Here is a 26,182-nt window from a genome sequence, read left to right on the forward strand (position 1 = left end):
GTACCGTCGGGCATCTACTGCCCGCCAGTAGCTGCCTTCGTGGTCACCAGCACGAAGACAGCTATTGCTGGACGGGGAACTGACACGAACGCTTGCGTTCAGTCGTACAGGTTTTATATCGGGTCGGGTTTATGAACGCCTACGAACGTTTCGGCGCGCCGGCATTGGCGCGTCGCGGCCCGCACAGCGGCCGATACAAAACGAGTAGCAGGTGCAGGCACAACCGCTATCGCCGATTTCGTCGTTACATTCGACTGTCATCGACCCTCCCGTGTACGTGAACATTAGCTTTGGCGTCGTGAACTGAACGGACATTGCAGACACCAGAATCGCGGTATGGAAGGCACACACACTGAGCATCTCGTCCACCGGGTCGCCACGATCCGTGATCGGATCGAGGCCGGCATGGATCGTCGCGAGTTTCTTCGGACCCTCGTTACCGGCGGCTACGCACTCGGCGTCGCCGGGGCGCTCGGCGTCGACGATTTCCTCGCAGCCGACGACGGCGAGGTTCCCATCGTCACGGCACACGTCCGAGCCGATCCCGACGACCCGTGGTCGCTCGAGGAGCGAACGCGATACGTTCCCGCCGACTGGTACGCATCCGTCCAGAAAGCTCTCGAGTTGAACGAGTTGCTCGCACGAACGGCGTTGACCGGCTATCTCGGGAGCGCGGTCGTTCCCGGATCCTACGACAGCGGGACGGCCACCGTCTCCGTCGGTATCTCGAGCGATCCGAGCTCGCTCAGGGAATCGTTCGACGGACTGCTGGACGGAATCTCGCTCGATATCGAGACGATCGGCGAGATCGAAGATATCGAGCAGGGGCCACAAGATATCGAGCCGCGAGTCGTCGACTCCGTCACGAGCGACGACGTTCCGAGCGGCGTCGCCTGCGAGACGGCGAACAGCATCGCGACGCTCGGTCCCGTCATGTACGACCCCAGCAGCGAATCGGAGTTCTTCGTGACCGCCGAACACGCGTTCGACGGCGGCGCAAATACGAACGACGACTACCTCAACCTCCCGGTCGACGGAAGCGACTCTGTCGAACTGGGCCCGGTCTCACACGCCCATCCGGCGGAGGACGTCGCCGCGATCACGCCCGAGGGACGAGTTCGGCCCTCGAACGCGATCGACACGCCGTCGCCGTCGCGCGTTCGCGGCCAGCTCACCCGGCTCGGACTCGCGGACCTCATCGCCCGCGACGAACAACTCGAGAAGGTCGGCGCGGTGACCGGCCACACGACGGGCGCTATCCAGGGGATCGACGCGGTCACCTGCTTCACCGACAACTTCTGTCGGCACGGCCAGATCCGCTGGGGCGGCGAAATGGATCTGACCGACGGCGACAGCGGCTCGGTGAGCTACTTCGCCGACCCCATGGGCGACGACGAAGACGTCCTCATCGCGGGCTTCAACAACGCTCGCACCTGGTGGCCGGGACAGAGCTACGTCTGGGGCGTCGGCGCCTACAGACTCACCGAGATGTACGGCTATCACTTCTAACTGCACCGAACTGTACCAAACAGGCTTCACACCCACCTCACTCCCACCCCATTTCCACTAACTCATGGCAACCGATACCCACACCGGCTCCGATCGTTCCGACCAACCCGGGATCGTGAGATCCGTCGCCCGACTCGTCGGCGATCTACTCATCGTCACCTGCTGGGTCGTGTTTCTGACGCTGGTCTTTCTCGGGACCGGGTGGCCCCAGTGGGCGTTTTACCTGCTGTTGATACTCGGCGTCGGCCTGTACGTCACCGTCACGGCGACGTGGACGGGGTCCGGCGACTAGAAACCACGAGAGCCAAAAATCGGGCGAGCGAAGTCGGTAACAGCGGACCGCCGAATCTCGACTACGCGATCAGATCCTCGAGTCGATCGATCAGTTCCTCGTTGCCGACGTGAACCGGCGTTCGGTCGTGAAGATCGTCGGGATCGACGGCCAGCAGCGATCGCTCACCGTCCGACGAGCGACCGCCGGCGCGTTCGACGATGTAGCCGATGGGGTTGCCCTCGAACTGGAGGCGGAGTTTCCCCTCGGGACGGGACTCGAGGCCGGGGTAGCCGAAGATCCCGCCGTAGGTGAGCACCTGGTTGACGTCGCCGATCATCGCGCCGCCGTACCGAAGCTTGAGTTCCTGTTCGATCTCGCGAGCGTACTCCTGAAAGTCGTCGGGCCAATCGGGAACGCGCCCGCCGAAGCCGTAGACGACCGGCTCGTCGGGGAGCCGAACGTCCCGCTGAACGACGGTTCGTTCGCCGCCGGTCAGTTCGTACTCCGTGACCGAGTCCTCGGTCGCGAGCACCATCGTCGTGATCGGGCCGTACAGGATGTAGCCGGCGGCGACGAGCGTCTCGCCTCGAGCGGGGAGCGCGGCGTCGTAGACGCCGAAGATCGTCCCCATCGCATTGTTCGACTTGAGGTTCGAGGAGCCGTCCAGCGGATCGACGGCGACGGCGTATACGTCCGCCATCGCCGGATCGCCGCCGCAGTCTTCGACCTCGGCTCGCTCCTCGCTCGCGTACTGTCCGACGCCGTCGATAGCGGCGAGTCGGTCGCCGAGCAGTTCGTCCGCCCAGACGTCGGCTTCGACCTGTGTCTCGCCGCTCGGATTCTCCTCGTCGACGGTGCCGCGACGGCCGATGAGCCCCTGTCTGATCTCGGTCGCCGAGCGGCTGATCGTCGCGATCACGCTCTCGACGACTGGATCGGACACCGTCATCCTATTCCGTAGCCTCGAGTGCGGCGTCGGCCGTCTCCTCCTCGTAGATGACTCGCTCGAGGGCGTCGAGGAGCTGGGTCGGGTCCTCGCGCTGCCAGACGTTACGGCCGACGGCGAGACCCTTGCAGCCGGCGTTGACGGCGGCCTCGACGGTCGAGAGGAACTCGTAGTCGGAGGTCTTCGAGCCGCCGCTCATGACGACCTTCATATCGCCGGCGGCCTTGCAGGCGTGTTCCATCGCCTCGGGGCTGCCGGGGTACTTGACCTTCGCGATGTCGGCGCCGATCTCGAGGGCGATTCGGGTCGCATACGAGATCGTGCCGGGCTTGGTGTCGTTTTTCAGTCCCTGTCCGCGCGGATAGGACCACATGACCATCGGCAGGTCGTGCTCGCGGGCGCTCTCCTGGGCGTCGCGGAACTCCTCGTACATCTCGACCTCGTGGTTCGAGCCGCTGTAGACGGTGAAGCCGACGGCGTCGGCGCCGAGTTCGGCGGCGTAGTCGACCGAGCAGTTGACTGGCGAGTCCGGCTCGCCCATCCAGAGGTTCGAGGTCCCGTTGAGCTTCAGCAGGAGGTTGACGTCGTCCTCGTAGCTGGGGTAGTAGCCCTCGGCGACCCCCTTCTGGACGGCCATCGCGGTGACGGCGTCGTGCGTCGCCGTCTCGAACACCGTCGACGGGTCGAGCTTTTCCGGCACGTCCTCGAAGTCGACTGGACCGTGCTCTAACCCGTGGTCCATCGCCAAAATCAGTGACTTGCCATCGCGGACGATCGGTGAATCGTCGATCGGAATCATCTGTAAGTGGGTCCAACAGGCCGCTATAAATCTCTGATGGTCCGGATTATCGAAATTACGTACGATCGTAGTTATCTCCGCGGTAATCCGGCCCGATTCCCCTCATTCGTTGTAGTTTACCGAGGCACTCGTTGTCACTCGAGCAGTTCTCGGGCGTTGTGTCGCCACGTTCGAACGTGGACGACGTTCAGCCCGAGGACTCGAGCGACGTCGAACGCGCTGATCGTCGCCAGTCGCTCCGCCGAGCAAATCCCGGCTTCGGCCAACTCGTCGGCGTCGTCGGGTCCGACGCCGGTCACCGCCGTCACGGGCGTCGGTTTCGGCCACGGTCGCTCCGACGGTTTTTCTCGGCCGACCGCCGCGACGGGAGACGCGTCGTACTCGAACGCCTGCCAGTCCTCGTCCGCACTGACGGCGATCCACTCGCGTTCGGCAGCTCCGAGTCCGCGAACCTCGTCCGACCGGCGGTCGAGGTCGCCGTCGCTCTCGAACGACCACGGGAGCGAGAACCGCCGTCGAAGCGTCCCCGCAGTCGTTTCATCGAGTCCAGCATCCAGCAACATTCGATAGGAGTACTCCTTTTCCGGAATCGCCTCGGGGTCGATATCGGCCGCTTTCAGAGCCGTCCGCTCGTCGGGCTCGAGTCGCGACCGATCGTCGGTAGCGGTCTCGTCGGTAGGCCGATCCTCGCCGGCCTCGAGTACCTGCCGTTCGTCGAACGCGAGTACGACACCGTCATCGGCGTCAGTTCCAGCGCCGGCAGCGGTGACGCCATCGTCATCGTCAGCAGCGGCGATAGCGCCGTCGGCGTCAGCAGCGACAGTAGCGGGATCGACTTCCAGATCGACCGAAATACCGATTCCGAGATCGACAGTCTCGGTGCGTTCGCTGTCGCTTCCCGTCTCCGTCTCCCGCTTCCTGACGACGTTGTTCTTGCTCACGCGACCCACCAGTTATCAGTAGCTCACACTGTCTCGCCTTGAAGGTTGTCCCCAGAGTGGAACTACAGAGCGCCGGCCAGACGACAAAGCACTGTCCAGACTACGGAACACGGGCCTGGATAGCCGACTCGAGCCAGCACACAGCCGTGACATCCGGCCGCGATCTGATGGCGGCTTCGTCTTTCACGCTCGATTTCGGTGGCTCGATCCCGTGAGACCGCGTCGCCGACTGATCTGTCGCCAACATCGACCGATCGTGTAGCTTCGACAGAATCTATTTGTGAACGATGTCCGTACGTCGAAACAATGCGGCCCGCCCGACTCGCACCCGCCGTCCTCTGTTGTACCCTCCTCGCACTGGCCGGTGTCGCCGTCGTCGTTGGTGCACCCCCGCCGACGTCCCTCTGTGGCGTCTGTGGGCCCGGAGTCGCCGACGATTCCGAAATCGACGGCTCGACGGGGCCCGGTACGCTCGACATCTACGTCGACGACACTGGAGATTCGCTCTGGAGCGCCCGCGTTCCCGTCACCGATTCGGCTGCCGATCGATACCGGACCAACGAAACCGCACTCGAGATCGCGGTCGACGACGCCTGGGTCTCGCCGCACGCGGCCGGCGGCGACGTTCGAGCCGTGGAGTCGACGATAGATGACGAGACCGTCGTCGTGAACTACACCGTCACCGATGTCGCGCGGTCGGGCGTCGGTGACGCCTGGCTCGTCGATTATTTCGCCGACGTCCCGTCGAACACCCGCTACTCGCTGACCGCCGAGCGGGTGACGATCCACGCACCCGAGCGAACGGTCGTCACGAACGATCCCGCCCACGCCAGCGTCGAGGGGAACACCGCGACGTGGACGCAAAGCGACGACTCCGCATCCGGCGGCGATTTCAACCGACTGACGTACGTCACCTACGGCGAGGACAGCATCCGCGACACCGCGAGCGGCTACGCGACGATCGGGCTCGAACGCGGCCCGCCCGCCTTAGAACGCGGCGTTCTCGGAGGCCTCGTCCCCGGAGCGCTGCTCCTGCTCGCGGGAGTAGCCGTCGTTCGCTACGACCCGGGCCGCGAGACGCTCACTCCGGCGACGCTCGAGCGGCTGTTCGTCGCGGCCGGAGCGATCGGTGCGATCGGATTTCTCGCCCTGAGTGTGGCGGCGACCGGTCGACCGCTCAGTCCCGGACTCGGTGCGCTGAGCGCACTCGGCATCGGCTACGCCTCGATCGGCATTGCGGCTCGCCGGAGCGATTTCCGACACAGCACTCGCGGAGTAGCCGGCATTGCTGCGCTCGTGACCCTCGGAACCGGCGTGTTGCTGTGGCTCTTCGGCGGTCCGATAGCCGTCGTCGTCCTCCCCTTCGCACTGGCTACCGCGTGCTTCTTGCCGCTTGGACACGCCTCAGCGACCCGTTCGAAGCCCTCCGTTCCGCTTCTCTTCGCGGTACTCTCGGCGTTCGTACTGATCGCCGGAGCCGTCGGCCTGGCGTTTCTTTCCCCACCGGTAGGATTCGGCGTGATCCTCTATTGGCTCGTGTTGGCGTTCTGGGCGGCCGTCATCGTCGCGTTCGGCTATCCGCTCGGGCTCATGGGCCGTCGACTCGCCGAGGCGTAAACACCGACCGAGTCGCCGTCGAACCTCTCGAGGCAAAACAGATCAATCTGCGAACGCTCGATAGCACCCACTACGTCGACGAGCTATCCGCTTCCGAATCGACGCTCACTCGGTCGTGAATATGTCCTTCGCGAGCGTTCAGATGCTGCGGCGTTCGATCGTTTGACACCGCCAGCACCTCCGCGACGATGCTGTGTGCGATCTGGTAGGGCGAACCCCCGCCGAGATCGAGGCCGATCGGCGTGTACAGCGACGACAGCGCCGCCCCGTCGAACGTCGTCCCCTCGCTCTCGAAGGCCTCGGTCATCTCCTCGAACCGTTCCTGTGGCCCCATCAACCCGACGTACGGGACGGGCGAGTCGAGCAGCCGTTCGATCGTCAGCCGGTCGTCGACGAAGTTGTGCGTCATGACGACCGCGTAGGTGCGACCGTCGAGGTTGATCCCGTCGTCGATCGCTGCCGGCGACGTCGTCACCGTTTCGTCGGCGTCGGGGAACCGGTCCTCGAGGTCGACACTCCCCCGGAAGCTGACCACGGTGACCCGAAAGTCGTTCTTCGCGGCTAGCTCCGTCACTGGCCCGACGTCGTGACCGGAACCGAAGACGACCAGCTCCGTCGGGGCCGCGAGACCGTCGATAAACACCTCGAGTCGCTCCCCGCGAACCTCGATTTCGATGGTATCCGCTCGGCCACGCTCGGCGAGGTCGGTCGCTGGACCCGCGAGGTCGTCGGGCCACGCCGTCGCCGGCTCGCCGTCCGGCGTCGCGAGGACTCCCTCCTCGGGATGGTAGTACGCCCGATCGCCGTGAGCGAGGGACGCGTCTTCTTCACCGCTTCCGTCTCGCCCAGTCCTCTCGTCCCCTTCGTCCCCCTCATCATCGCCCTCGAGCACGGTGAGAACGGCCACGCTCCGGCCCTCGTCGAACGCCTCGACGGCCGGCCGATAGGCGTCGGTCAGCGGCTCGAGCAGGACGTCGATGATCCCGTTACAGCCGACGCCGAGCCCCCAGACATCGTCGTCGTCCTCCATCAGGTCGTACGTCACCAGCTCCGGCCGGCCGCGTTCGCGAACCGACTTCGCCGCGACGAGGAGTTCGTCCTCGAGGCAACCGGCCGTGATACTCCCGACGCCCTCGCCCGCTTCGTCGAGCAGCATCTTCGCGCCCGGCCGGCGGTAGGCGTTCCCCTCGACGTCGACGATCGTCGCGAGGACGTCCGTTCCGTCCTCGCCGAGCCGTTCGTGAATGCGCTGTACCACCTCGGTCTCCGGAACGCTCCAGTTGCTTCCTGTCATTGGTTCGAATCGCTTGGGTCTGTGGTCTCGCTCCCGCCGGTCGTCTCGCTCCGTCGCTCGCTTCCGTCGGTCGTGTCGCTCGCTCCCTCACTTCGATTTATGCGTTCGTCCGGCGTCGCCGGTCTCCGTAGCCCGCGGTCCGGATCAGCGACGCCGTCGGCCATCGTATACACCTTCCGTACGCCGGCGTCGTGCAAGTCAGTTCCGCACGCTCCACTCTGGACGGCTTCGCGAACCCGGTCCGGCGCGGCAACCTCGGCTCCCGCGACGACGTCGACGCCGGCCTCGAACATCGGTTCCGGGAGCCCCGACGCGGTCGCACCGATCAGGACGACCGTCGCGTCAGCCGGTGCGGCCTCGAGATAGCGCTCGAGACCGCCGTAGACGAACACGGAGCCGGTGACGAACACGACGTCCGCGTCGGCCATCGCCGCGGTCGCTTCGGCCGGCCGGAACGTCGTGACGCGCACGTCGTCTGGCGCCGAGACGGGGCCGACGTCCCCGCGTTCGATCACTCGAACGTCGACGTCCGAGAACTTCCGGAACGCGGGTTTGAAGGCGCCGACCGTGGCGATCACGTCCACGCTCGGATCTAGCAGCGCCATCGGATCACCGGTTCGCCAGTCGATGGACGGCGCCGACAGCGCGTTGATCGCGGCGACGCCCAGCGCGATCCGGAGCGCGGTGTCCCCGTCCACCGTCGCGTCGATGCGGCCCGATTCATCCGCTTCAGAGCCGTCGTAATCCGATTCGCCCCCCAAATCGTCGAACTCCAACGTCGCCCATCGGAGGAGCGTCTCGAGGTCCACGTCGTCGGTCGACACCGACTCGCCCGGCGGTCGGTGGGCGAGCCCGGCCGTCCGTGTTCCCTCGCCCGCAGCCGCGAGTTCGGGATCGGATCGATCCGCTGCGCGGACGCCGGCCAGTTCGACCAGCACCGCCGATTCGCCGATCGTCACGCACTCGACCGTGACGCCATCCGGGATTCCGCGGCTGCGGAGGCGGTCGACGATGGCCGGTCGGATCGGGTCGATCATCCGCTATCACCTCCGTTGTCGTCGCTCTCGGCGGCGGAGCGCCTGCGCCGGGGATCGTGCTCGAACCCGACCGGGCCGTCGATCCCGTAGCGCTCGAGCTGTCGCGCCGCCTCGTCGAGATCGGTCGGCGTCGCGAAGCCGAACAGTCCGTCGACGTAGGGGTAGACGGTCTCCATCCCACGCGAGCGCGGCTCGTACGCCGGCGACACCGCGAGCGGGTTGAGCCAGACGACCGCGTCGGCCCGGCCCGCGAGCCAGGTGACGCTCTCCTCGAGGATCTCCTGGTCGCCGACGTCGAGCCCGTCGCTAATAACGACGACGACCGTTCGTCGATCCACCGCGTAGGGGTGGCGCCGCCGGAGCGCGTCGAACGCCTCGCCGATCCGCGTCCCGCCGCCCCACTCGATTTCGGCGTCGCGCAGCGCCCCGGCGGGGTCGCCGTCCGCCCGCGCGAACTGCTCCGTCGCCTCGACGAGGTCGGTGTCGAACAAAAAGACGGACGACCGACGCGCGGTGGCCTGCAGTCGGTCCGCGACCGCGAGGAGCGTGTCGCGATCGATCGTATCGAGAACCGAGCCGCTGACGTCGATCAGCAGACAGCAGTGGAGTTCGCTCGGCACTCGTTCGCGCGTCGGAAGGTCTACCGCGGTGCCGCCGGTCCCCAGGCTGGCGCGGAGCGCTCGCCGGGCGTCGATCCGCTCGCCGGTGGCGGCGAGTCGCGTTCGGCGGCCGGGAATCGTCGACAGCGCGTCGAGAAACCGGTCCACCGCGGCGGTCTCGTCGGTGGTCAGCGGAGTCGGCGTCGCTTCGACGGGTTCGCGCCGCCCGACGGCGCTGTACAGCCGTGCATCGTCGCCGTCGTCGCCGTCGGACGACGGCCGTTCGCCGGTTGCGTGCCTGCGTCCGGTTGCGAGACGAAGGTCGACGCTCTCGGGCCCGTCGTCCGACTCCGGCGGCGGCGGTTCCACCCCCGACGGCAGGTCCGCTCCCTCCAACGATGCTGCCTGCCGATTCGACTCGTCGGTATCGTCGCCGTCTCGCGCAGGCGAGTCGTCGTGGGTCGAAATCCGGTCGATACCGGTCCGCAAGCGGTGCCAGAAGGTCGGAAACTCCGCATCGAAAACGTCGATATCGTCCGATTCGGTGAGCAGAGATGCCCGAAGCGCGTCGGCGGCTGGATCTCGGTCGGCGAACCCGACCACCGCGAGCGCTCTCGCACCCTCGAGCGCCCCGCTCGCCGGCACGCTGGCGCCCTCGCGCCGAAGCTGACCGACGAAGCGAACGAGCTCCGTCAGCACGTGTTTGCGCGCCGCCTCGAAATCCGGCGCGGTGTGGCGGCCCGATGGTCGGTCGAGACCGTCGCCGTCGGTCTCGATTTCGGACTGAACCTCAGGCTCGATCCCCTCGAACTCCCCCTCAGTATCGAACGGATTCCGACGTGGCGTCATTGGTCTGGCGCGTCGGTTCGGTCGCGAGCCGCGGCTGCGGCGTCTCGAAGCCGTTCCAGGAGCGAGCCGTCGACCCGTTTGACGTCCTCGACTTCCTTGAGCAGGCAGCCGATCGTGCGCTCGATCTCGTCCGCCGAGAGCGATCCGGTCCGGCCCTCGGCTCGCAGCGCGGCGACGGCTCGAGCCCAGTCGAGCGTCTCGGCGACGCCGGGGCGTTTGAGGAACGACTCCTCCCGCAGACGTTCGACGACGGCGCAGACTTCGGCGGCGATGGCGGCGTCGAGTTCCGGCACCTTGCGGGAGACGATTTCGTACTCCGTCTCGAACGACGGGGGCTCGACGTGCAGGTAGAGACACCGCCGTTTGAGCGCGTCGCTCAGCCCGCGGGTCCGGTTCGACGTGAGGACGACGATCGGCGGGTTCTCCGCGCTGACCGTGCCCAGCTCCGGTATCGACACCTGATAATCCGAGAGCAGTTCGAGCAGGAAGGCCTCGAACGCCTCGTCGGCGCGGTCGATTTCGTCGATCAACAGGACCGGCGACCGATCCTTCCCGGCGGTGAGCGCACGCAGGAGGGGACGCTCGAGGAGGAACTCGTCGTCGAACACGGAGCGCGGTCGCTCGGTGTTCGACCCGGAGTCGTCCGTCGTGCCCGGGGCGTTCTGAGCGTTCGAAACATCCGGCGCGTTCGAAGCATCCGGAGCGCCCGAATCGGTTGCTTCGCCCTCGGCCGCCACCGGAGTGCCGACGCGTCCCTCGTTCGACTGCACCGCGAGCAGCTGTTTCGTGTAGTTCCACTCGTAGAGCGCGTTTTCCGCGGTCAGGCCCTCGTAACACTGGAGCCGAATCAGCTCAGTTTCGAACCCCTCGGCGAGGACTTTCCCCAGTTCGGTCTTTCCGCTGCCGGGCGGCCCTTCGACGAGGAGCGGCCGCCCCAGCTGTAGTGCGAGGTAGACCGTCGTGACGAGGCGGTCGTCGGCGACGTAGTTCAGCTCCTCGAACCGCTCGAGGAGCGCGGACTCCGAGATCGTCTCGAACGCGAGGGCCGGCGTCTCGTCGGTCATGGTGACATCAGTTCCCCGTCTTCGACCGTCTCGAGATAGTCGCCGGGATCGGCCCGGAAGCTGTCGGCGCAGCCGTGACAGCAGAAGTAGTAGGTCGTTCCCTCGTGCGTGACGCTCGGCGCGTCGTCGGGATCGACGGTCATGTCGCAGACTGGATCGACTGCCGGCTCGTCGGTCACGTCGTTCGGTTCGTTCACGCTGTTCGAGTCGGTCGCATCGGTCGTCGCCGTTTCGGTCTCACTGACGCCACCTCCACAACAAGCGCCACTCGCTTGGTCGCCGGCGTCGGTCGCCGTCGCTGCGTCCTCGAGACTCTCGCTCACACGCGAGGACGCCGTCACCGCGCCCGTATTAGCCCGCACGTCGATCAGTTCGGCGAGCACGCTCGCCGCGATCTCCGCGCCCGTTTTAGCCGAGATATCGACGCCCGCGGGGTTCGTGATCGCGTCTCGGACCGACTCGGAATCCCGATCGAGGAGTCCCGCGGCCCGTTCGACGACCGTCTCCGCGCGCGCATCACTCGCCACGAGGCCGATGTACGGCGCGTCCGCGAGGACGCCGGCGGCGACAGCGCGAGCGTCGTACTCGCCCATCGAAGCCGCGACGACGAGCGGGGCGGGGCCGACGGCTTCGGCGATCGACTCGGGCTCGAGCGTCGAGAGCACCGTAACGTCGTCCGGAACGGTTCCGCCGCCCCCATCGGGGTCGACGACCGTCACGTCGATTGCGAGTTCGCTCGCTAATCTGACAAGCGAGTTCGCGACGGGCGAGCCGCCCACGACGAGCAGTGTCGTCGTCGGAACCACCGGCTCGATGAACACCTCGAGGGTGCCCTCGCTCTGACACGTCATCGGAAACGCCTCGAGTCCGGGGCGATCGATCGCGGCGGGCTCCGGTGCGAGACCGATCAGCCGCGGCTCTCCCTCGGCGATGGCTGTGCGGGCCTCGCTTTCGACCCGCGACTGGGCGCAGGCCGCGCCGCCGACCCAACCGACGAGGTCGCCGTCGGTCGTGACGAGCGCCCGGTCGCCGACGTTGGCCGACACCGGCGCTTCGCGGCGGACGACGGTGGCCCGTGCGTAGGGTGTCCCGCGCTCGGCGAGCGCTCGCTCTTGCTGTGCGAGTTCGCCGTCGCTCACGGCGTCGGCTCGATCGCTGGTCGACTCGGCGTTCGTGGTCTCGTGTGGTGTGTCTTCGGTCATTTCGTGCTGTCGACGCCTCGTTTGCCGGCGTCACGGAGGGAGGATACGGGCGAGTTTCGTCGTAGGGCCGCTCGCATCCATCGGTGGCCGCGACGAGCGCTCGAGTGCCGGGACGTAAGTCCGCTCATCGTGGCTGTCAGTCGTCCGCCGCCTCGTCGCTCGACTGGACGTCGAACTCGAGGGCGACGTTGTCGGCCGGGTCCATGGCGAGTCCGGCCTCGTCGAGTTTCTCCCAGACGACGTCGGGCGTCATCGGCATCTCGACGTGGCTGATCCCGCCGTGGGCCATCGCGTCGACGACGGCGTTGACGATGGCCGGTGGCGAGCCGACCGTCGGCGACTCGCCGACGCCCTTCGCCCCGATCGGGTGGTGGGGCGACGGCGTGACGGTGTGGCCGGTCTCGAACTCAGGAATCTCCATCGACGTGGGCAGCAGGTAGTTCATGAAGTCGCCGCCGGTGACGTTGCCGTTGTCGTCGAAGGTGACGTGCTCCATCATCGCCGTCCCAATCCCCTGGGCGAGTCCGCCGTGGATCTGGCCCTCGATGATCATCGGGTTGATCCGGTTGCCGCAGTCGTCGACGGCGACGAACTTCTCGAACTCGACCTCGCCCGTCTCGCGGTCGATCTCGACGATCACGATGTAGGAGCCGAACGGATACGTCATCTCCGGCGGATCGTAGTAGTTGACCGCCTCGAGTCCCGGATCCTCGCCCGCGGGCTTGTTCATGTACGCGCCGGCGGCGATCTCGGTGATCGAGATCGACCGGTCCGGCGCGCCGGCGACGTGGAACTCGCCGCTCTCGCGGTCCCACGTGATGTCCGCCTCCGCGGCCTCGAGTTCGTTCGCCGCGATAGCTTTCGCCTTCTCGCGGACCTTCCGCGAGGCGACGGCCGCGGCGGCGCCGGCGACGGGGGTGCTCCGAGAGCCGTACGTTCCCAGGCCGTAGGGGTCCGTATCCGTGTCCCCGTGCTCGACGGTGATGTCGTCGACGTCCATGCCGAGTTCCTCGGCGACGATCTGGGCGAATGTGGTCTCGTGACCCTGCCCCTGGGTCTGGACGCCAACCCGAACCGTCGCGTTGCCGGTCGGATGGACCCGAATCTCGGCGGAGTCGAACATCTCGACGCCCGCGATGTCGCAGGTCTTTCCGGGACCCGCACCGACGACTTCCGTAAAGGATGAGATGCCGATGCCGAGCAGTTTGTCGGCGTCCTCCTCGATTCGGCGCTGCTGTTCCTCGCGGTAGTCGTCGTAGTCGGCCATCTCGAGGGCGAGATCCAGGGCCTTCTCGTAGTCGCCCGAGTCGTAGTTCCACCCCGTCGGACTCTCGTAGGGGAACTGGTCGGGCTGGATGAAGTTCTTCCGCCGGATCTCGGCGGGGTCCATCTCGAGTTCGTCGGCCAGCACCTTCACCATCCGCTCGATGAGGTAGACGGCCTCCGTGACGCGGAACGAACACCGATAGGCGACGCCGCCCGGCGCGGTGTTGGTGTAGGCCGCCGTCAGGGTGCCGTAGGCCGTGTCGACGTCGTACGATCCGGTGAAGATGTTGAAGAACCCGGCGGGGAACTTCGACGGCTGGGCCACGGCGTTGTACGCGCCGTGGTCGGCGAGCACGTCGGTCCTGACCGCCAGGATCTCGCCGTCTTCGGTCGCGGCGAGTTCGCCCTGCATGTCGTAGTCGCGGGCGAACCCGGTCGACTGGATGTTCTCCGAGCGCTCCTCGACCCACTTCACCGGCTGCTCTAAGACGTACGACGCCGCCGCGGCGACGACGTAGCCGGGGTAGATCGGCACCTTGTTACCGAATCCGCCGCCCACGTCGGGGCTGACGATCCGAACCTTGTGTTCGGGGATCCCCGAGACCTGCGAGAACAGGGTCCGGTGGATGTGGGGCGCCTGCGAGGTCATGTGGACGGTTAGCTTGTCCTTGCCGGGATCGAAGTCGCCGACCGCCCCGCAGGTCTCGATCGGCGCGGGGTGGAGTCGCTGGTAGAGCATCTGCTCTTTGACGGTGACCGGCGCGTCGTCGAACACCCTGGCGGTCGCCTCCTCGTCGCCCGTCTCCCAGTCCAGACAGTGGTTGTCCTCCTGGCCCTCGATGTCGTCTCTGATCAGCGGCGCGTCGTCCTCGAGCGCCTTCTCCGCGTCGACGACCGGATCGAGCACGTCGTAGTCGACGACGACTTTCTCCGCGCCGTCTTTCGCCGTGTACCGGTCGGTCGCGATGACCGCGGCGACCTCCTGGGACTGGAACTTCACCTTGTCGTTGACCAGGACGTCCTGCGTGTCGTCCATCAGCGTCGGCATCGTCGCGAGGTCGTACTCGAGTAAGTCCTCCGCGGTCAGGACGGCGACGACGCCGTCGACGTCCAGCGCACGCGATTTGTCGATGTTCTCGATTCGGGCGTGGGCGTGCGGGCTGCGAACGATCTCGCAGTGGAGCATCCCCGGCTTCTTGATGTCGTCGACGTAGTTGCCGCGACCGGTGATGAAGCGCTGGTCCTCCTTCCGTTTGACCTCCTCGCCCATGCCGCCGCGACCGTGCCCGCAGTGTTTCTCGGGCTGTGGGCCGCCGTCTTCCGCTTCCGCGAACCGTTCGGAGTCGCTGCTCATCGCGAATCACCGCCGAAATCGCCACCGTGTTCGCGGTCCGTCGTCGAGCCGCCGTGCTTGCGGTCCGTCGTCGGCCCGCCACAGCAGTTCTCCGCGCCGCAGTCGAACTCGCCGTCCGGGATGTCGTAATCGACCGAGGCGGACGCCTCCGTCGAGCCGTCTCCGTCGACGGTAACGCCGCCGTCGGCGGCCGCGATCTCGCCTTCCTCGAGTTCCTCGGCGGCGTACTCGATCGAGCGAACGATGTTCTGGTAGCCGGTACACCGACAGAGGTTGCCGCTGATCGCCTCCCGGATCTCCGCTTCGCTCGGGTTCGGATTCTCGTCGAGCAGGGCCTTCCCGGACATGAGCATCCCCGGCGTGCAGTAGCCACACTGCAGGCCGTGTTCCTCGCGGAATCCCTCCTGTAGCGGATGTAACTCGCCGCGGGCCTCCGGGAGCTCTTCCATGCCCTCGACGGTCGCGAGTTCGCTCCCCGCGGCCTGCGTCGCGAACATGAGACAGGACTTGATCGGTTCGCCGTCTTTGAGGACGGTACAGGCCCCGCAGTTTCCGGTGTCGCAGCCGATGTGCGTGCCGGTCAGGTCGAGTTCCTCCCTGATCGCGTGGACGAGCAGCTGTCGGGGTTCGACCTCGATCGTGTGTTCGGTTCCGTTGACCGTCAGCGTAATCTCTCGTGTGTCTGTCACTGTGATACCCTCCGTTTGACGACCCCGGCGCGTTCGGCGGCGTCGCCGAGCGCGCGCTGGGTGAGGACGTTCACCATTCGTTCCTTGTAGCCGGCGTCGCCGTGCTCGTCGGACTCGGGATTCGACTGCTCGGCCGCCAGCTCCCCGGCGCGTTTGAACAGGTCGCTGCCGGGACGTTCGCCCTCGAGGTGGTCCTCCGCATCGGTCGCGCGGACGTTCGTGATGTCGACCGCGGTGAGACCGATCCCCGCCCGCTCGATCCGACCGTCCTCGTCGAAGACGAGTCGCGCGGCCGAGCCGACCATCGCGTAGTCGCCGACTTTGCGCTTCAGTTTGTGGTAGGCGCTCCCCTCGCGCGGCTCCGGCGTCGGCACGCGAATCTCGGTGACGAGTTCGTTCTCGTCGAGGGTCGTGTCGTAGGGAAGGAGGAAGAAGTCCTTCGCCGGGATGACTCGCTCGCCGTCCGGCCCGTGGGCGACGACCTCACCCTCGTGGGCGAGCAGGACGCTGCCCCAGTCGCCCTTCGGATCCGCCTGGGCGACGCCGCCGACGACCGTTCCGCGATTGCGGATCTGCGGGTCCGCGACCAGCGGCGCCGCGTCGGCGAAGCTGCCGTAGTTCTCGTCGACCAATTCCGACTGTTCGACGTCGGCGTGGCGCGCGAGCGCGCCGATCGTGAGCCAGCCGTCTTCCTCCTCGAGGTAGTCGAGGCTCTCGATGCGGTTGATGTCGATAACCGTCTCCGGAACCGCGAGTCGGAACCGGAGCATCGGGACCATGCTCTGACCGCCCGAGAGGATCGCCCGGTCGTCTAAGCTCTCGAGCAGGCTTACGGCTTCCTCGACCGTCTGAGGCTCGTGCTGTTCGAACTGCGCCGGCTTCATAACATTCCGCGGATCCGGTCTGTGATACCCGAATCCGTCTCCTCGTCGACGTCGCTCATCTGCCGTTCGATGTCGCTGAAGAAGTTGCCGACGATCTTGTTGGCGACGGGCTCGATCACGCGCGAGCCGAGCTGGGCGATCCGGCCCGAGATGTCGGCCTCGGTCCACCACTCGATCCGCGAGCCCTCGCCCTCCTCGAGCGGGTGGATCTGCATCCCCGAGTCCATGCTGAAACTGCTCCCGCTCGCGGTTCCGCTCCCGGTGGCGGTCATGATGAAGTCCTCCTCGTCGCGCTCCTGGATCGTCACGGACGTCTCGAACCGCGGTTTGACGCTCCCGACGCCGACCTGCATCAACGCGGCGTACTCCCGGCCCTCGACGAACGCGCGTTCGGCGACGTCCTCCGGGTCGGCCTCGGGTAGCGTCTCGAGGTCCTCGTCGGGTTCGTAGTCGTCGAAGCTGAAGTCGTCGTCCATCGGGGTGATGTACTTACAGCCCTTCAGCGAGTTCCGGACCGCGACCGGGTCGGAGAGGACGATCCACGCCTTCTCGGGGGGAACGTCCTCGAGTTCGAATTCGCCGTCGAACTCCATTACGACCACCCGTTCCGCAGTCGTGTTTGTGATTCTCTACCAGCCATCATCTTTTATAACCCTGCACTATGTGCATACTATTTACCACAGTATATGTTATACCGTACCACCCCAATAAACATTAGTGTTAATCGCGGATCACGTCGATCCGGAAAGTTACGAGTATGACGGGGGAGATATCGCACGACGGTGACGACCTGATCGACCTCGACGACGCGGTCGACCGGATGCGAACGCTCCGTTCGATGTGGCTGGCCGACCGATCGACCGAGCGCGTGTCGCTCGAGCGATCCGCCGGACGGGTGCTCGCGGAGCCGATCCGCGCGCCGGTAGACGTTCCCGCGCGGAGCCACGCGACGATGGACGGGTTCGCGTTCGACGCGACCGACGAGTATCCGTTCGAGGTGGTCGACCGGTCGGTGTTTCCGGAGGACGATCCGGGAGCGCTCGCCGACGGCACGGCGGTCCGGATCGCCACCGGATCGCCGCTTCCGCCGGCGGCCAACGCGGTACTGAAGCGGGAGGAGGCAGCCGTCGACGACGGACGACTAACGGGGCCGACGCTCGAGCCCGGAACCTACGTCTACGAACGAGGCAGCAACGTCGCGGAGGGTGAACAGCTGTTCGACGCAGGCGAACGCCTCGGCGCGAAGGATACGCTGTTGCTCGGTGACCTCGAAATCGACGAGGTGACGGTTTTCGAACCGCTCTCTGTCGGGTTGCTCGCGACCGGGACGGAGATCCACGAGGGTCGCCACCGCGACCTCGACTCGCCGATGCTGGCCGGACTCGTTCGCTCGTGGGGCCACGAGGCTACCTACGAGGGATCGGTTCCCGACGAGAACGATCTGGTCGCGTCACGGATCGACGAACTGGCCAGCGAGCACGACGTCGTGCTCACGACCGGCGGCACCAGCGTCGGGAAGAAGGACTACGTCGTTCGCTCGCTCGACGCCCTCGGCGACGTGCTCTTTCACCGCGTGCGGCTTCGACCGGGCAAACCGATCGCCGTCGCGCGCCTCCCCGACTACGACGCGGTGGCGATCGCCATCCCGGGGAAACCCGTTGGCGCGCACCTGGTAACGGCGCTCGTCGCCCGACCCTTTTTCACCGGTGACGACGCCCTGCCGACGATTTCGGCACGGATGGCTCGAGCCGTCGACATCGCGACGCCGGGCTTCACGTACGCCATTCCGGTCACGCTCGAGGACGGCGTCGCGATGCCGCTCGGCCACGTCGACTCCGCGCTCGCGGTCTACGACGAGACGTTCGACCCGAGCGTCCTCTCCTCGAGTACGCGCGCGAGTCGGGCCGACGGGATCGTTCTGACCGAGGACGCGATCCGAGCGGACGAACGGGTCGCGGTCGTTCCCCACACCGTTCTCGAGCGGTGATTGAGGTGAAGCGATGACGAAAATGACCGAGAGCACACCCGACGCGGAGCGGGAGTCGCCCTCGTCAGAGAATCTTCCGGTGGTCGACGTGGATCAGCGCTCGAGGCCACTCGAGCAGGAACTCGATCGCGACGACGGCGATGGACGTTCCCGCGACCAACCGGCGGTCGCCGGAGTGCTCCTCGCCGGCGGAACGAGCAGTCGGTTCGGGAGCGAGAACAAACTCTTGGCGACGATCGACGGCGAGACGATCGTTCGTCGCGCCGCGCGAACGCTCCTCGAGAGCGACGTCGACCCGGTCGTCGCGGTGCTCGGCCACGAGGCCGACCGGGTTCGGGCCGCACTCGAGGGACTCCCGATCGAAACCGTCGTCAACGAAGCGTACGACACCGGTCAGGCCTCGTCGCTGCGGACGGGCATTCGAGCAATCCGAGACCGCGAGGAAAAATGTGAGGCGGCGGTCGTCGCGCTCGGCGACATGCCGTTCGTCGCGCCCACGACCGTGAACGCGCTACTGACGGCGTACGCCGAAAACGCCGGCGACGCGATCGCACCGGCGTTCGAGAGCGTCCGCGGCAATCCGGTGCTGTTCGACGAGCGGTTCTTCGACGCGCTCGGGGACGTCGACGGCGATATCGGCGGACGCGAGATCCTGCTCGGGAGCGACGCGAGCGTGCTCGTGGCCGTCGACGACCCCGGTGTGCGCCGCGACGTCGACCACCCTAACGACCTGTAGACGCAGCCGTGTCGTGTCAACCCCATCGCACCCACACAGCCGGCTCGAGCGATCTGCGGAACTACTCCGTTTCGAGTTTTCTGACGACGATCTGACCGTCTTCGACGTGCCACTCGACTCGGTCTCCGGCGCCGACATCGAGGAAGTTGCGGACCGGTTTCGGCACCGTGGTCAGGTTCTTCTCGGAAACTTTCGTATCGGTAAGGGTTCCCATCGCCGTAGGGTAGAGCCGTAGTCGATACATAGCTTACGCTATACCTGCGGACGGGGGACGGGTTAGCCGCTCGAGCGCCACCGATGAGCACCGCCGTCGGAAGCCTTCGAGAAGTCGAGGTCGTACCGGTCGGATTCGATGAGAACTTTTCCGGGCACGTACCGGTCTTCGGCCCCGTCGACCGGCTCGAGGAGGTTTCTGTCCGCCATCGTCGAGAGTACGTCTCGAACCGTTCCTTCGCGGCCGGGGATCAAATTCGCCTCTTCCATCACGCCGTCGACGTCGACCTGCCCCCGGAGGAATGCCAGCCGAATCGCCGACACCCACGCGGGTTCACGCTTCGTTTCCCGACACATGAAGGGGTAGTTGTGAGGGATGGAGTTATAGTTTCTGACGGGACTGTGCAAGCGATTGGTCAGTGGCGACCCGATCCACGACCGCGGTTCGGCGAGATCGACTGCGGACGACTCCTCCGAACGTGACGTCGGGACAGGGTTTTTGTCAACTGGCCGAATTATCAAACGCATGGTCGCTCGGTACAGCCGCCGAACGGTGCTCGGCGCGGGACTCGGCAGCGTCGCCGCGGTGCTCACCGGGGGTACGCGTGGGCTCAGTATCAGACGCGACAGACGATTCGGCTGTACCACCTCGAGGTCGTCAACGAGTCCGACGAGGCCGTCACACTCGAGGTGACCGTCACGGACGCAGTCAGCGACCGCGAGGGGACGCGAACCGCGAGCCTGGAACCCGCTGGCGGCGCGGACGGGACGCACCTCTCCGGACTCTGGATGAAACACGCCGGCGAGTGGCACATCGACGCGGCAGTCGCGGACCACCGACTCGAACTCTCGACCGAAGAGATCAGGGACCGACTCGAGGGATCGGGCTGGGGCGTCGACTGTGCGCACGTTACGATCGCGGTGACGGCCGACGGCGAACTCGAGAGCCGCGTGGAGCCGTCCGACGTCTGTTGAACTCGGCGCGGTAGCGGACGGGTCGTCCCGACCACGGGTCGAAGAAAAACAAGTCGAAGAACGGAGCGTTCTCGTCGGGCCAGCGAGAGAACGAGCTACTGGTGGAGCGGTTTCTCGGCCATCTCCTTGCGGAGTTCGGCCAGCGCGGCTCGAGAGACGTTCCCCTCGAACGTCTGGAGGAGCGCGTACACCTCCGCTCGAGAGACCTTGACGTCGCCGTCGCGGACGACGTCCTCCGGGCGCTCGCGGAGTTCGCGCATCGTGCCGACGGCGAGCAGGTAGGGGATCGCCCACGCCGAGAGCCGGTTGCCGTGGGTTTCGGGGACGACCTCGAGGTAGCGGTGGGCGTCGTCGAGGTAGGTTTCGGCTCGTCCGGTGACGCGCTTGATGACGTTGGTGACGCCGCGCTGGTTGGACTCGTCGGTCACCGCCTCGAGGTCGACGTTTTCCTCTTCGAGCCACTCGGCGGGGAGGTAGACGTTGTTCTCCTCGTGGTAGTCCGACTCGACGTCTTTGGCGATGTTGACCAGCTGGAGGAGGAGCGCGAACGAACGGGCGTTGTTCCGCATCTCCTCGGCGCGTTCGGGCGACGCCCCACGGGCGACCAGCCCGGTGATGAGCGTGCCGACGGTGCCGGCGGCGTACCAGCAGTACTCCTCGAGTTCCTCGAGCGTCTGTAAGCGGAGTCCGCCCTCGTCGGCGTACCGACTCGTGAACATCGCCATCCCGTCGACGAGTTCGCGGACGGGTTCGCGCATGATCTCGCGAGGTTCTTCGTCGAGGGATTCGAACGTCCGGAGGACGCGTGGGGTCTCTGCGACGACGTTCCAGTCGTCGGTTCGCTCGTCCGGAACCCACGGCTCGACCTCGTTCATAAACGCCGAGACGGTCTGGTCGGCGTCCGGATCGAGCAACTCGTCGTACGCCGAAAGCAGGTTGCTCTGGGCTTCCGGGGGAATGTGTCCCGCGTCCTCGATCGTATCCGCGACGCGACAGAGGAGGTAGCCGAGACAGATGTGCTTCGCCATCGGCTCCTCGAGCCGATCAATAGTGATCGAAAAAGTCCGCGAAACGTCGTGAACCGCGTCGTAACACCACTCCAGGTCGGCGTCAGTCGGCGGTTCGGGCTGGCCCGTGGTCATCTACTCTGTGAGAGTTTGTTCCCACCCCGGAAAAACACCGCGGTCTCGGCGGAATGTTCCGTTCGATACTCGCAGCGCCGATCCTGTGTGCCCGATCGACGTCCGTGCTGGCGATCTGCATCGCCGTCAGCCGAAACCGCCAGCAATTACGATCGGCTACCTGTCCGGTCCGGTGAACGTCCGTCCAGCATCCGTGAGACGATCATCTCCCGTGGGATTCGACGCGACGACTGCGACCGGCCGCGTGTTCGATACGACACCCGCCCGGCGTATTCCGACCCGACGGCTATCCCGACCGCCGGCGAAAGGCGAGCGTGACGCAAACCGTACTCATCGCGGGCGCTCACGGACAGGTCGGACAGCACGTGACAGCCATTCTCGGCGAGAGCGATCACGAGGGCAAGGCGATGGTCCGGGACGACGACCAGGTCGCCGAAATGGAGTCGCAGGGGGCCGACGAAACGGTCGTCGCGGATCTGACGGAGACCGTCTCCCACGCGCTCGAGGGCTGCGACTCGATCATCTTCGCGGCGGGCTCCGGCGGAAACGACGTCTACGGCGTCGACCGCGACGGCGCGATCAACCTGATCGAGACCGCCGAAGAGGCGGGCGTCGACCGGTTCGTCATGCTCAGTTCGATGGGTGCCGACGATCCCGAATCGGGCCCCGACGCCCTCGAGGACTACCTGACGGCGAAAGCCGAAGCCGACGACTACCTCCGCGAGAGCGCCCTCGAGGACACGATCGTTCGGCCGGGCGAGTTGACGAACGACTCCGGCATCGGAACGATCGAGGTCGGAGACGATATCGGGCTGGACGCCGGCGATATCCCCCGTGAAGACGTCGCCCGGACGCTCGTAACCGCGCTCGAGCACGACGAACTCGTGGGGGAGACGTTCGAAATTCTCTCGGGCGACGAGCCGATCGAGGAGGCCCTCGAGACGATCGCCGCGAACTGATCGTCACTCGGCATCTGCCCCCAGTTCGGAGTCCCTCAAGCACTCGGTTCGACCGGTCAGGCGGCGAAGCGACCGCGCGCAGCAACAATAATAACAACACGTCGCCCCGAATACTCGCGCATGGACTTCGCACTCTCGGCCGAGCAACAGCAGATCCGAGATATGGTATCCGAGTTCGTCGACGAAGAGGTCGTCCCCGTCGCCGACGAGATCGATCACGAGGACGAGTACCCCGCCGATCTCGTGAGCGAGATGGCCGAACTGGGACTGATGGGGATGCCGTTTCCCGAAGAGTACGGCGGTTCCGGGCTCGACTACCACTCCTACGCGATCGGCCTCGAGGAGATTTCGCGGGGGTCGGGCGGTCTCGGAACGATCGTCGCGGCCCACACCTCGCTCGCGGGCAACATGCTCTACGAGTTCGGCGACGAGTCCCAGAAGGAGGAGTACCTGACGCCGCTGGCTGCGGGTGAGGAGATCGGCGCGTTCGCGCTCTCGGAAGCCGGCGCGGGCAGCGACGTGCCGGCGATGGAGACAACCGCCGAAAAGGACGGAAATGAGTACGTGATCAACGGGGGCAAGCTCTGGATCTCCAACGGTTCCGTGGCCGATACGGTAACCGTCTTCGCTAAAACGGATCCCGAAGCTGGCAACAAGGGGATCTCCTCGTTCGTCGTCAAACCCGAGGCGGACGACGGCTTCATCGTCGAAGGAACGGAGGAGAAACTCGGCGACAAGGGCTGTCCGACCGCCGAGCTTCGGTTCGACGACTTGCGCATCCCCGAAGATCGACTGCTCGGCGAGGAGGGCGAGGGGTTCGTCCACGCCCTCAAAACGCTCAACGGCGGCCGAATCACCATCGCCGCCCGTGGCGTCGGGATCGCTCGCGCGGCCTTCGAGGAGGCCCGCGACTACGCCAACGAGCGCGAGCAGTTCGGCCAGCCCATCGGCGAGTTCCAGTCGATCAAGCACAAACTGGCCGACATGGACACGAAAATCCAGGCCGCGAAGATGCTCATGCACAAAGCTGCGGATAAAAAGATCCGCGGCGAGAACTACATCAAGGACGCCTCGCAGGCCAAGCTCTACGCCTCCGAGGTGAGCCGCGAGGTCGCCAACGAGGGGATCCAGATCCACGGCGGCTACGGCTACACCAAGGACTTCCCCGCCCAACGCTTCTATCGCGACGCCAAACTCAACGAGATCTACGAGGGCACGAGCGAAGTGCTGCGGAACACGATCGGGGACCAGTTGCTCGAGGAAGCCTGACGGCGGTCGTCGCTTCTCGTCCGGCGCTGGTTACTTTAACCACAGAACGTACACCGTAATCGCGATTCCGCCGACGATGCTCAGCGTCACGGCCGCGATCAGTCCGAGGACGACGTCGATCTGTAACAGACCGATCACGAGCGCGAGAAACACCAACTGAAGAACGGCGAGGGCAACGCCGAACCTGAACCAGCCGGTTTCGACTGCTACCGTCGGTCCGTCGCTCGGATCGTTCGCGTCTGATGCGGACATCGCTCCGGTGTACGTACGCCGCGGATCGGTATAGTTCTCCGCACCGAAGGCTGGCGGGCGTGACTACTCCCTGCCCTCGTGGCCCTCGAGACACTCCCGAACCCAGTCGTAGTGTTCGCGAACCCGCCGCTCACCACCGTCGGTAAGGGCGTACACGTCGTATATTCCCTCCGTCCGTTTCTCGACGAATCCCGCGTCCACCAGCGCCGACAGCGAGCCGTAGAACGCCTTCGGCTCGAGGTGGTCGTCGTAGTGGGACTCGAGACGGGATTTCAACTGCTGGCCGCGCAGTTCGCCCTCGTCCGCGGCGGCGAGCAGAACGCAGATGTCGCGGCGGCGACCGCTCCGGAGCCACTTGGTCATGCGCCGATATCGCCTCGACTACGGCACGAACGTTACGGTTTCGTCCTTGCCGAGAACGGCTACGCGGAGCCGAGCGACCGGTAGCAGCCGACGGCGACCGCCCAGCAGCACCCGCCGAGCGCCCCGACGGCGAGCCACAGCGCGGCTCCGATCTCGAGGTGGACGGCTCCGGCCTGCGGATCGAGTTCGTGACGGAAGAGCAGCCACTGACCATCGCTACTGCCGAGTACCACGGTTCCGGAGCCGGCGGCGAGCGAGAGAAACACCGCACCGACCAGCGCGATCGAACACGCCGCGAGGGTCCCCACTGCACCCGCGGCGACCGTCGAGAGCAGCCGTACCCCGGTTCCTCGCTCGACGGCACGGTCGCTCGAGCCGTAGATCCCGAACCCCTGTGTGTCGCCGTCGGCGAGGGGGGCGACCCGGACGTCCGCGGGGTACTGCCACAGGACGGCGGCCATCCAGAGGTCGCCGATCGAACCCGCAGCGTTCGCCGCCAGCGGCACGACCAGCAGCGAGGACGGGTAGACGACCATCGCGGCGAGACCGACGGTTGTAATTCCGACGAAGGGGGCAAGCAGAACGACGAGCAACTGATTTCGGGTGTAGTTCGTTCTCGCCGTCTCCGCATAGGCGTAGGGCAGCAGGAAGTGCGAGACGCCAACACCGTAGGTTGGACGTCCTCCGTAACGAGCCATGAACGCGCCGTGGAGGAGTTCGTGGGGAACGACGACGAGCGCGACCAATCCCACCGAGAGGGCGATCCAGACGAGGGCGTCCGACGGCGCGAACGCCGGGATGACGATCGGCTCGAGCGACGTCCCCCGAATCGCGGCGAGCACGTGCGCGAAACCGTAGGCGAAGCCGAAGAAGCCGACCGCAGAAACGACCGCCCACTGGATCGCGACCGACCGCGTCTTGCGAAACGTCGCGATCGGTCGCGGTGACTCGCGGGACTCCGTTCGACTCACGACCGCATCCTGTCGGTGGTCGAAAATATCGGTGTCGATTCCTCGCCGCCGTTGCACGCTTCGAGTACGCTTTCCCCGGCTCGGTGGGGACTCGCCGGAACCGATAGCTTCCCGGTTCTCCGTCCGCGAGTGTCGACCATGACCGACGACCGAACGGCCGAGGCGAACGGCATCACGGCGACGTACGACGAGACCGAGACCGAGCGAGTCCTCGAGTTCGTGGCAACCGGCGACGGGGCGGATTCCCAGGCTCGAGCCGGCACGAGCGCCGCGATCGCCCAGAACATCGAAGGGTACGCTATGCTGAAGGTGCGACCGACGGCCGACGGCGACGAACTCGAGCGCTACTACGGATTCGACATGGCGCTCGACCACGCCGGGGAGTTGCTGGGCGTCTCCCCGCACGACCTCCCGATTCCGACGGCGGCCGAAGATATGGGGATGTAGGACCGATTGCGGGCGTACCGGAAGGCCGCCACCTCCCGTCTCACGTAACGACCGCGTACAGAAACAGCATGCAAAAGTAGAGGAGGAGGAGCGTCCCGAGCGCCTGCAGCCGGAACCAGCGAATGTCCGTCCCTTCGTCGGCGTATGCGCGTTCGAACGCGGCCCGTTCGCGGTCGGAGAGCCTCGAGGGGTGCTCGAGGCCGCGGTGCAACGTCTCGAACCGCTCGTCGTGGAACGGCTGGTGACAGTACGGACAGCGCGCGGCCGGCTCGTCGCCGCGGACGGCCGTCTCCGGACCGGTATCGCGGATCGTCGGCCCCGGATCATCATCACCGCTGCACCCGGGAGCGTTCGTCGCGCGAGAAGCGTCGGACGGAGACACCGTCTCGGACGGTACGTGACCATCCATTATCGTTGCTCGCCCTCGTTTCAGCGATCGTGATTGCCGGCCTGGAGAGATATCGGACCGAACCGATTCGGTCCTACTGCCGGTCGAGACCGACCGGAGAGCGGGAAAAAGCGGGACTCATAAATACGCAGAGTC

General features: G+C 66.1%; 28 protein-coding genes. 9 read left to right on the plus strand and 19 right to left on the minus strand.

The genetic code is table 11. The features are described from left to right. Positions 1-336: 336 nt before the first annotated feature. Together BLT08_RS07095 and BLT08_RS07100 are read left to right on the plus strand one after the other, a co-directional pair. Positions 337-1,509, plus strand: coding sequence for a hypothetical protein (locus BLT08_RS07095; RefSeq protein ID WP_090304366.1), 1,173 nt, complete (start codon positions 337-339; stop codon positions 1,507-1,509). Between the two features lie 64 nt (positions 1,510-1,573). Then, positions 1,574-1,801 carry a DUF8119 family protein gene (locus BLT08_RS07100; protein WP_090304369.1) on the plus strand — a complete coding sequence of 76 codons (228 nt, stop codon included), beginning with the start codon at positions 1,574-1,576 and terminating at the stop codon, positions 1,799-1,801. A 61-nt stretch (positions 1,802-1,862) separates the two neighbouring features. Here BLT08_RS07100 and BLT08_RS07105 read toward each other — a convergent pair whose 3' ends face one another. From BLT08_RS07105 to BLT08_RS07115, 3 genes are all read right to left on the minus strand, one after another. Continuing rightward, entirely contained in the window at positions 1,863-2,732 is an 870-nt protein-coding gene (locus tag BLT08_RS07105) for a class 1 fructose-bisphosphatase (RefSeq protein WP_090304372.1), read from the minus strand. A 1-nt stretch (position 2,733) separates the two neighbouring features. Then, positions 2,734-3,528 carry a class I fructose-bisphosphate aldolase gene (locus BLT08_RS07110; RefSeq protein WP_090304375.1) on the minus strand — a complete coding sequence of 265 codons (795 nt, stop codon included), beginning with the start codon at positions 3,526-3,528 and terminating at the stop codon, positions 2,734-2,736. Between the two features lie 134 nt (positions 3,529-3,662). Next, positions 3,663-4,469 (minus strand): hypothetical protein, encoded by an 807-nt coding sequence (locus BLT08_RS07115; protein WP_090304378.1) that lies wholly within the window; start codon positions 4,467-4,469, stop codon positions 3,663-3,665. Positions 4,470-4,775: 306 nt separating this feature from the next. Here BLT08_RS07115 and BLT08_RS07120 point away from each other — a divergent pair, with 306 nt between their 5' ends. Next, positions 4,776-6,086, plus strand: a complete 1,311-nt coding sequence (locus BLT08_RS07120; RefSeq protein WP_090304381.1) for a hypothetical protein — start codon at positions 4,776-4,778, stop codon at positions 6,084-6,086. Between the two features lie 70 nt (positions 6,087-6,156). Here the strand turns inward: BLT08_RS07120 and BLT08_RS07125 are convergent, their stop codons facing one another. The 9 genes from BLT08_RS07125 to BLT08_RS07165 all read right to left on the minus strand — a co-directional run bounded on the left by BLT08_RS07125 (position 6,157) and on the right by BLT08_RS07165 (position 16,917). Beyond that, positions 6,157-7,380: an XdhC family protein gene (locus tag BLT08_RS07125; RefSeq protein ID WP_090304383.1), complete on the minus strand. Its 1,224-nt coding sequence runs from the start codon at positions 7,378-7,380 to the stop codon at positions 6,157-6,159. Continuing rightward, positions 7,377-8,417 (minus strand): Rossmann-like domain-containing protein, encoded by a 1,041-nt coding sequence (locus tag BLT08_RS07130; protein ID WP_090304385.1) that lies wholly within the window; start codon positions 8,415-8,417, stop codon positions 7,377-7,379. The genes BLT08_RS07125 and BLT08_RS07130 overlap by 4 nt, the downstream gene beginning before the upstream one ends. After that, entirely contained in the window at positions 8,414-9,865 is a 1,452-nt protein-coding gene (locus BLT08_RS07135; protein WP_090304388.1) for a VWA domain-containing protein, read from the minus strand. Before BLT08_RS07135 ends, BLT08_RS07130 begins: the two co-directional genes overlap by 4 nt. Further along, on the minus strand, positions 9,862-10,929 hold the full coding sequence (locus BLT08_RS07140; protein WP_090304391.1) for an AAA family ATPase: 1,068 nt from the start codon (positions 10,927-10,929) through the stop codon (positions 9,862-9,864). Before BLT08_RS07140 ends, BLT08_RS07135 begins: the two co-directional genes overlap by 4 nt. After that, positions 10,926-12,131: an XdhC family protein gene (locus tag BLT08_RS07145; protein ID WP_090304395.1), complete on the minus strand. Its 1,206-nt coding sequence runs from the start codon at positions 12,129-12,131 to the stop codon at positions 10,926-10,928. Before BLT08_RS07145 ends, BLT08_RS07140 begins: the two co-directional genes overlap by 4 nt. Before the next feature lie 136 nt (positions 12,132-12,267). Continuing rightward, positions 12,268-14,751, minus strand: a complete 2,484-nt coding sequence (locus BLT08_RS07150; protein ID WP_090304398.1) for an aerobic carbon-monoxide dehydrogenase large subunit — start codon at positions 14,749-14,751, stop codon at positions 12,268-12,270. Then, complete coding sequence (locus BLT08_RS07155; protein WP_090304400.1) at positions 14,748-15,440, minus strand: (2Fe-2S)-binding protein; 693 nt, start codon at positions 15,438-15,440, stop codon at positions 14,748-14,750. Before BLT08_RS07155 ends, BLT08_RS07150 begins: the two co-directional genes overlap by 4 nt. Continuing rightward, positions 15,437-16,324: an FAD binding domain-containing protein gene (locus BLT08_RS07160; protein ID WP_090304403.1), complete on the minus strand. Its 888-nt coding sequence runs from the start codon at positions 16,322-16,324 to the stop codon at positions 15,437-15,439. The genes BLT08_RS07155 and BLT08_RS07160 overlap by 4 nt, the downstream gene beginning before the upstream one ends. Then, on the minus strand, positions 16,321-16,917 hold the full coding sequence (locus tag BLT08_RS07165) for an SRPBCC family protein (RefSeq protein ID WP_090304405.1): 597 nt from the start codon (positions 16,915-16,917) through the stop codon (positions 16,321-16,323). The genes BLT08_RS07160 and BLT08_RS07165 overlap by 4 nt, the downstream gene beginning before the upstream one ends. Before the next feature lie 164 nt (positions 16,918-17,081). Here BLT08_RS07165 and BLT08_RS07170 point away from each other — a divergent pair, with 164 nt between their 5' ends. Continuing rightward, positions 17,082-18,311: a molybdopterin molybdotransferase MoeA gene (locus BLT08_RS07170; RefSeq protein ID WP_090304408.1), complete on the plus strand. Its 1,230-nt coding sequence runs from the start codon at positions 17,082-17,084 to the stop codon at positions 18,309-18,311. A gap of 13 nt (positions 18,312-18,324) precedes the next feature. Then, positions 18,325-19,047: a nucleotidyltransferase family protein gene (locus tag BLT08_RS07175; RefSeq protein WP_090304409.1), complete on the plus strand. Its 723-nt coding sequence runs from the start codon at positions 18,325-18,327 to the stop codon at positions 19,045-19,047. A gap of 61 nt (positions 19,048-19,108) precedes the next feature. On the opposite strand, the gene BLT08_RS07180 is transcribed toward BLT08_RS07175, so the two are convergent. Next, complete coding sequence (locus BLT08_RS07180) at positions 19,109-19,261, minus strand: AbrB/MazE/SpoVT family DNA-binding domain-containing protein (RefSeq protein WP_245724171.1); 153 nt, start codon at positions 19,259-19,261, stop codon at positions 19,109-19,111. A 62-nt stretch (positions 19,262-19,323) separates the two neighbouring features. Beyond that, a complete protein-coding gene (locus tag BLT08_RS07185; RefSeq protein ID WP_090304413.1) occupies positions 19,324-19,617 on the minus strand; it encodes a hypothetical protein in 294 nt (97 codons plus the stop codon). A gap of 333 nt (positions 19,618-19,950) precedes the next feature. Here BLT08_RS07185 and BLT08_RS23350 point away from each other — a divergent pair, with 333 nt between their 5' ends. Continuing rightward, complete coding sequence (locus BLT08_RS23350; protein ID WP_245724172.1) at positions 19,951-20,235, plus strand: hypothetical protein; 285 nt, start codon at positions 19,951-19,953, stop codon at positions 20,233-20,235. Between the two features lie 95 nt (positions 20,236-20,330). Here BLT08_RS23350 and BLT08_RS07195 read toward each other — a convergent pair whose 3' ends face one another. Further along, positions 20,331-21,377: a phytoene/squalene synthase family protein gene (locus BLT08_RS07195; RefSeq protein WP_090304416.1), complete on the minus strand. Its 1,047-nt coding sequence runs from the start codon at positions 21,375-21,377 to the stop codon at positions 20,331-20,333. A gap of 314 nt (positions 21,378-21,691) precedes the next feature. On the opposite strand from BLT08_RS07195, the gene BLT08_RS07200 reads away from it, so the two are divergent. Next, the gene (locus BLT08_RS07200) at positions 21,692-22,336 is read left to right on the plus strand and encodes an SDR family oxidoreductase (RefSeq protein WP_090304418.1); all 645 of its coding nucleotides are present in this window, start codon (positions 21,692-21,694) and stop codon (positions 22,334-22,336) included. A gap of 120 nt (positions 22,337-22,456) precedes the next feature. Beyond that, on the plus strand, positions 22,457-23,605 hold the full coding sequence (locus tag BLT08_RS07205; RefSeq protein ID WP_090304421.1) for an acyl-CoA dehydrogenase: 1,149 nt from the start codon (positions 22,457-22,459) through the stop codon (positions 23,603-23,605). 30 nt (positions 23,606-23,635) lie between these two features. Here BLT08_RS07205 and BLT08_RS07210 read toward each other — a convergent pair whose 3' ends face one another. From BLT08_RS07210 to BLT08_RS07220, 3 genes are all read right to left on the minus strand, one after another. Then, a complete protein-coding gene (locus BLT08_RS07210) occupies positions 23,636-23,857 on the minus strand; it encodes a hypothetical protein (RefSeq protein ID WP_090304423.1) in 222 nt (73 codons plus the stop codon). A 63-nt stretch (positions 23,858-23,920) separates the two neighbouring features. Next, positions 23,921-24,220: a PadR family transcriptional regulator gene (locus BLT08_RS07215; protein ID WP_090304425.1), complete on the minus strand. Its 300-nt coding sequence runs from the start codon at positions 24,218-24,220 to the stop codon at positions 23,921-23,923. Positions 24,221-24,279: 59 nt separating this feature from the next. Next, positions 24,280-25,191: a DUF3267 domain-containing protein gene (locus tag BLT08_RS07220; RefSeq protein ID WP_090306055.1), complete on the minus strand. Its 912-nt coding sequence runs from the start codon at positions 25,189-25,191 to the stop codon at positions 24,280-24,282. 138 nt (positions 25,192-25,329) lie between these two features. On the opposite strand from BLT08_RS07220, the gene BLT08_RS07225 reads away from it, so the two are divergent. Then, entirely contained in the window at positions 25,330-25,638 is a 309-nt protein-coding gene (locus BLT08_RS07225; RefSeq protein ID WP_090304426.1) for a DUF7111 family protein, read from the plus strand. A 40-nt stretch (positions 25,639-25,678) separates the two neighbouring features. Here BLT08_RS07225 and BLT08_RS07230 read toward each other — a convergent pair whose 3' ends face one another. Beyond that, complete coding sequence (locus BLT08_RS07230; protein WP_245724173.1) at positions 25,679-26,047, minus strand: DUF7410 domain-containing protein; 369 nt, start codon at positions 26,045-26,047, stop codon at positions 25,679-25,681. Between the last annotated feature and the right edge of the window lie 135 nt (positions 26,048-26,182).

Source organism: Natronorubrum texcoconense, from assembly GCF_900100335.1.
Taxonomy (GTDB): Archaea; Halobacteriota; Halobacteria; order Halobacteriales; family Natrialbaceae; genus Natronorubrum; species Natronorubrum texcoconense.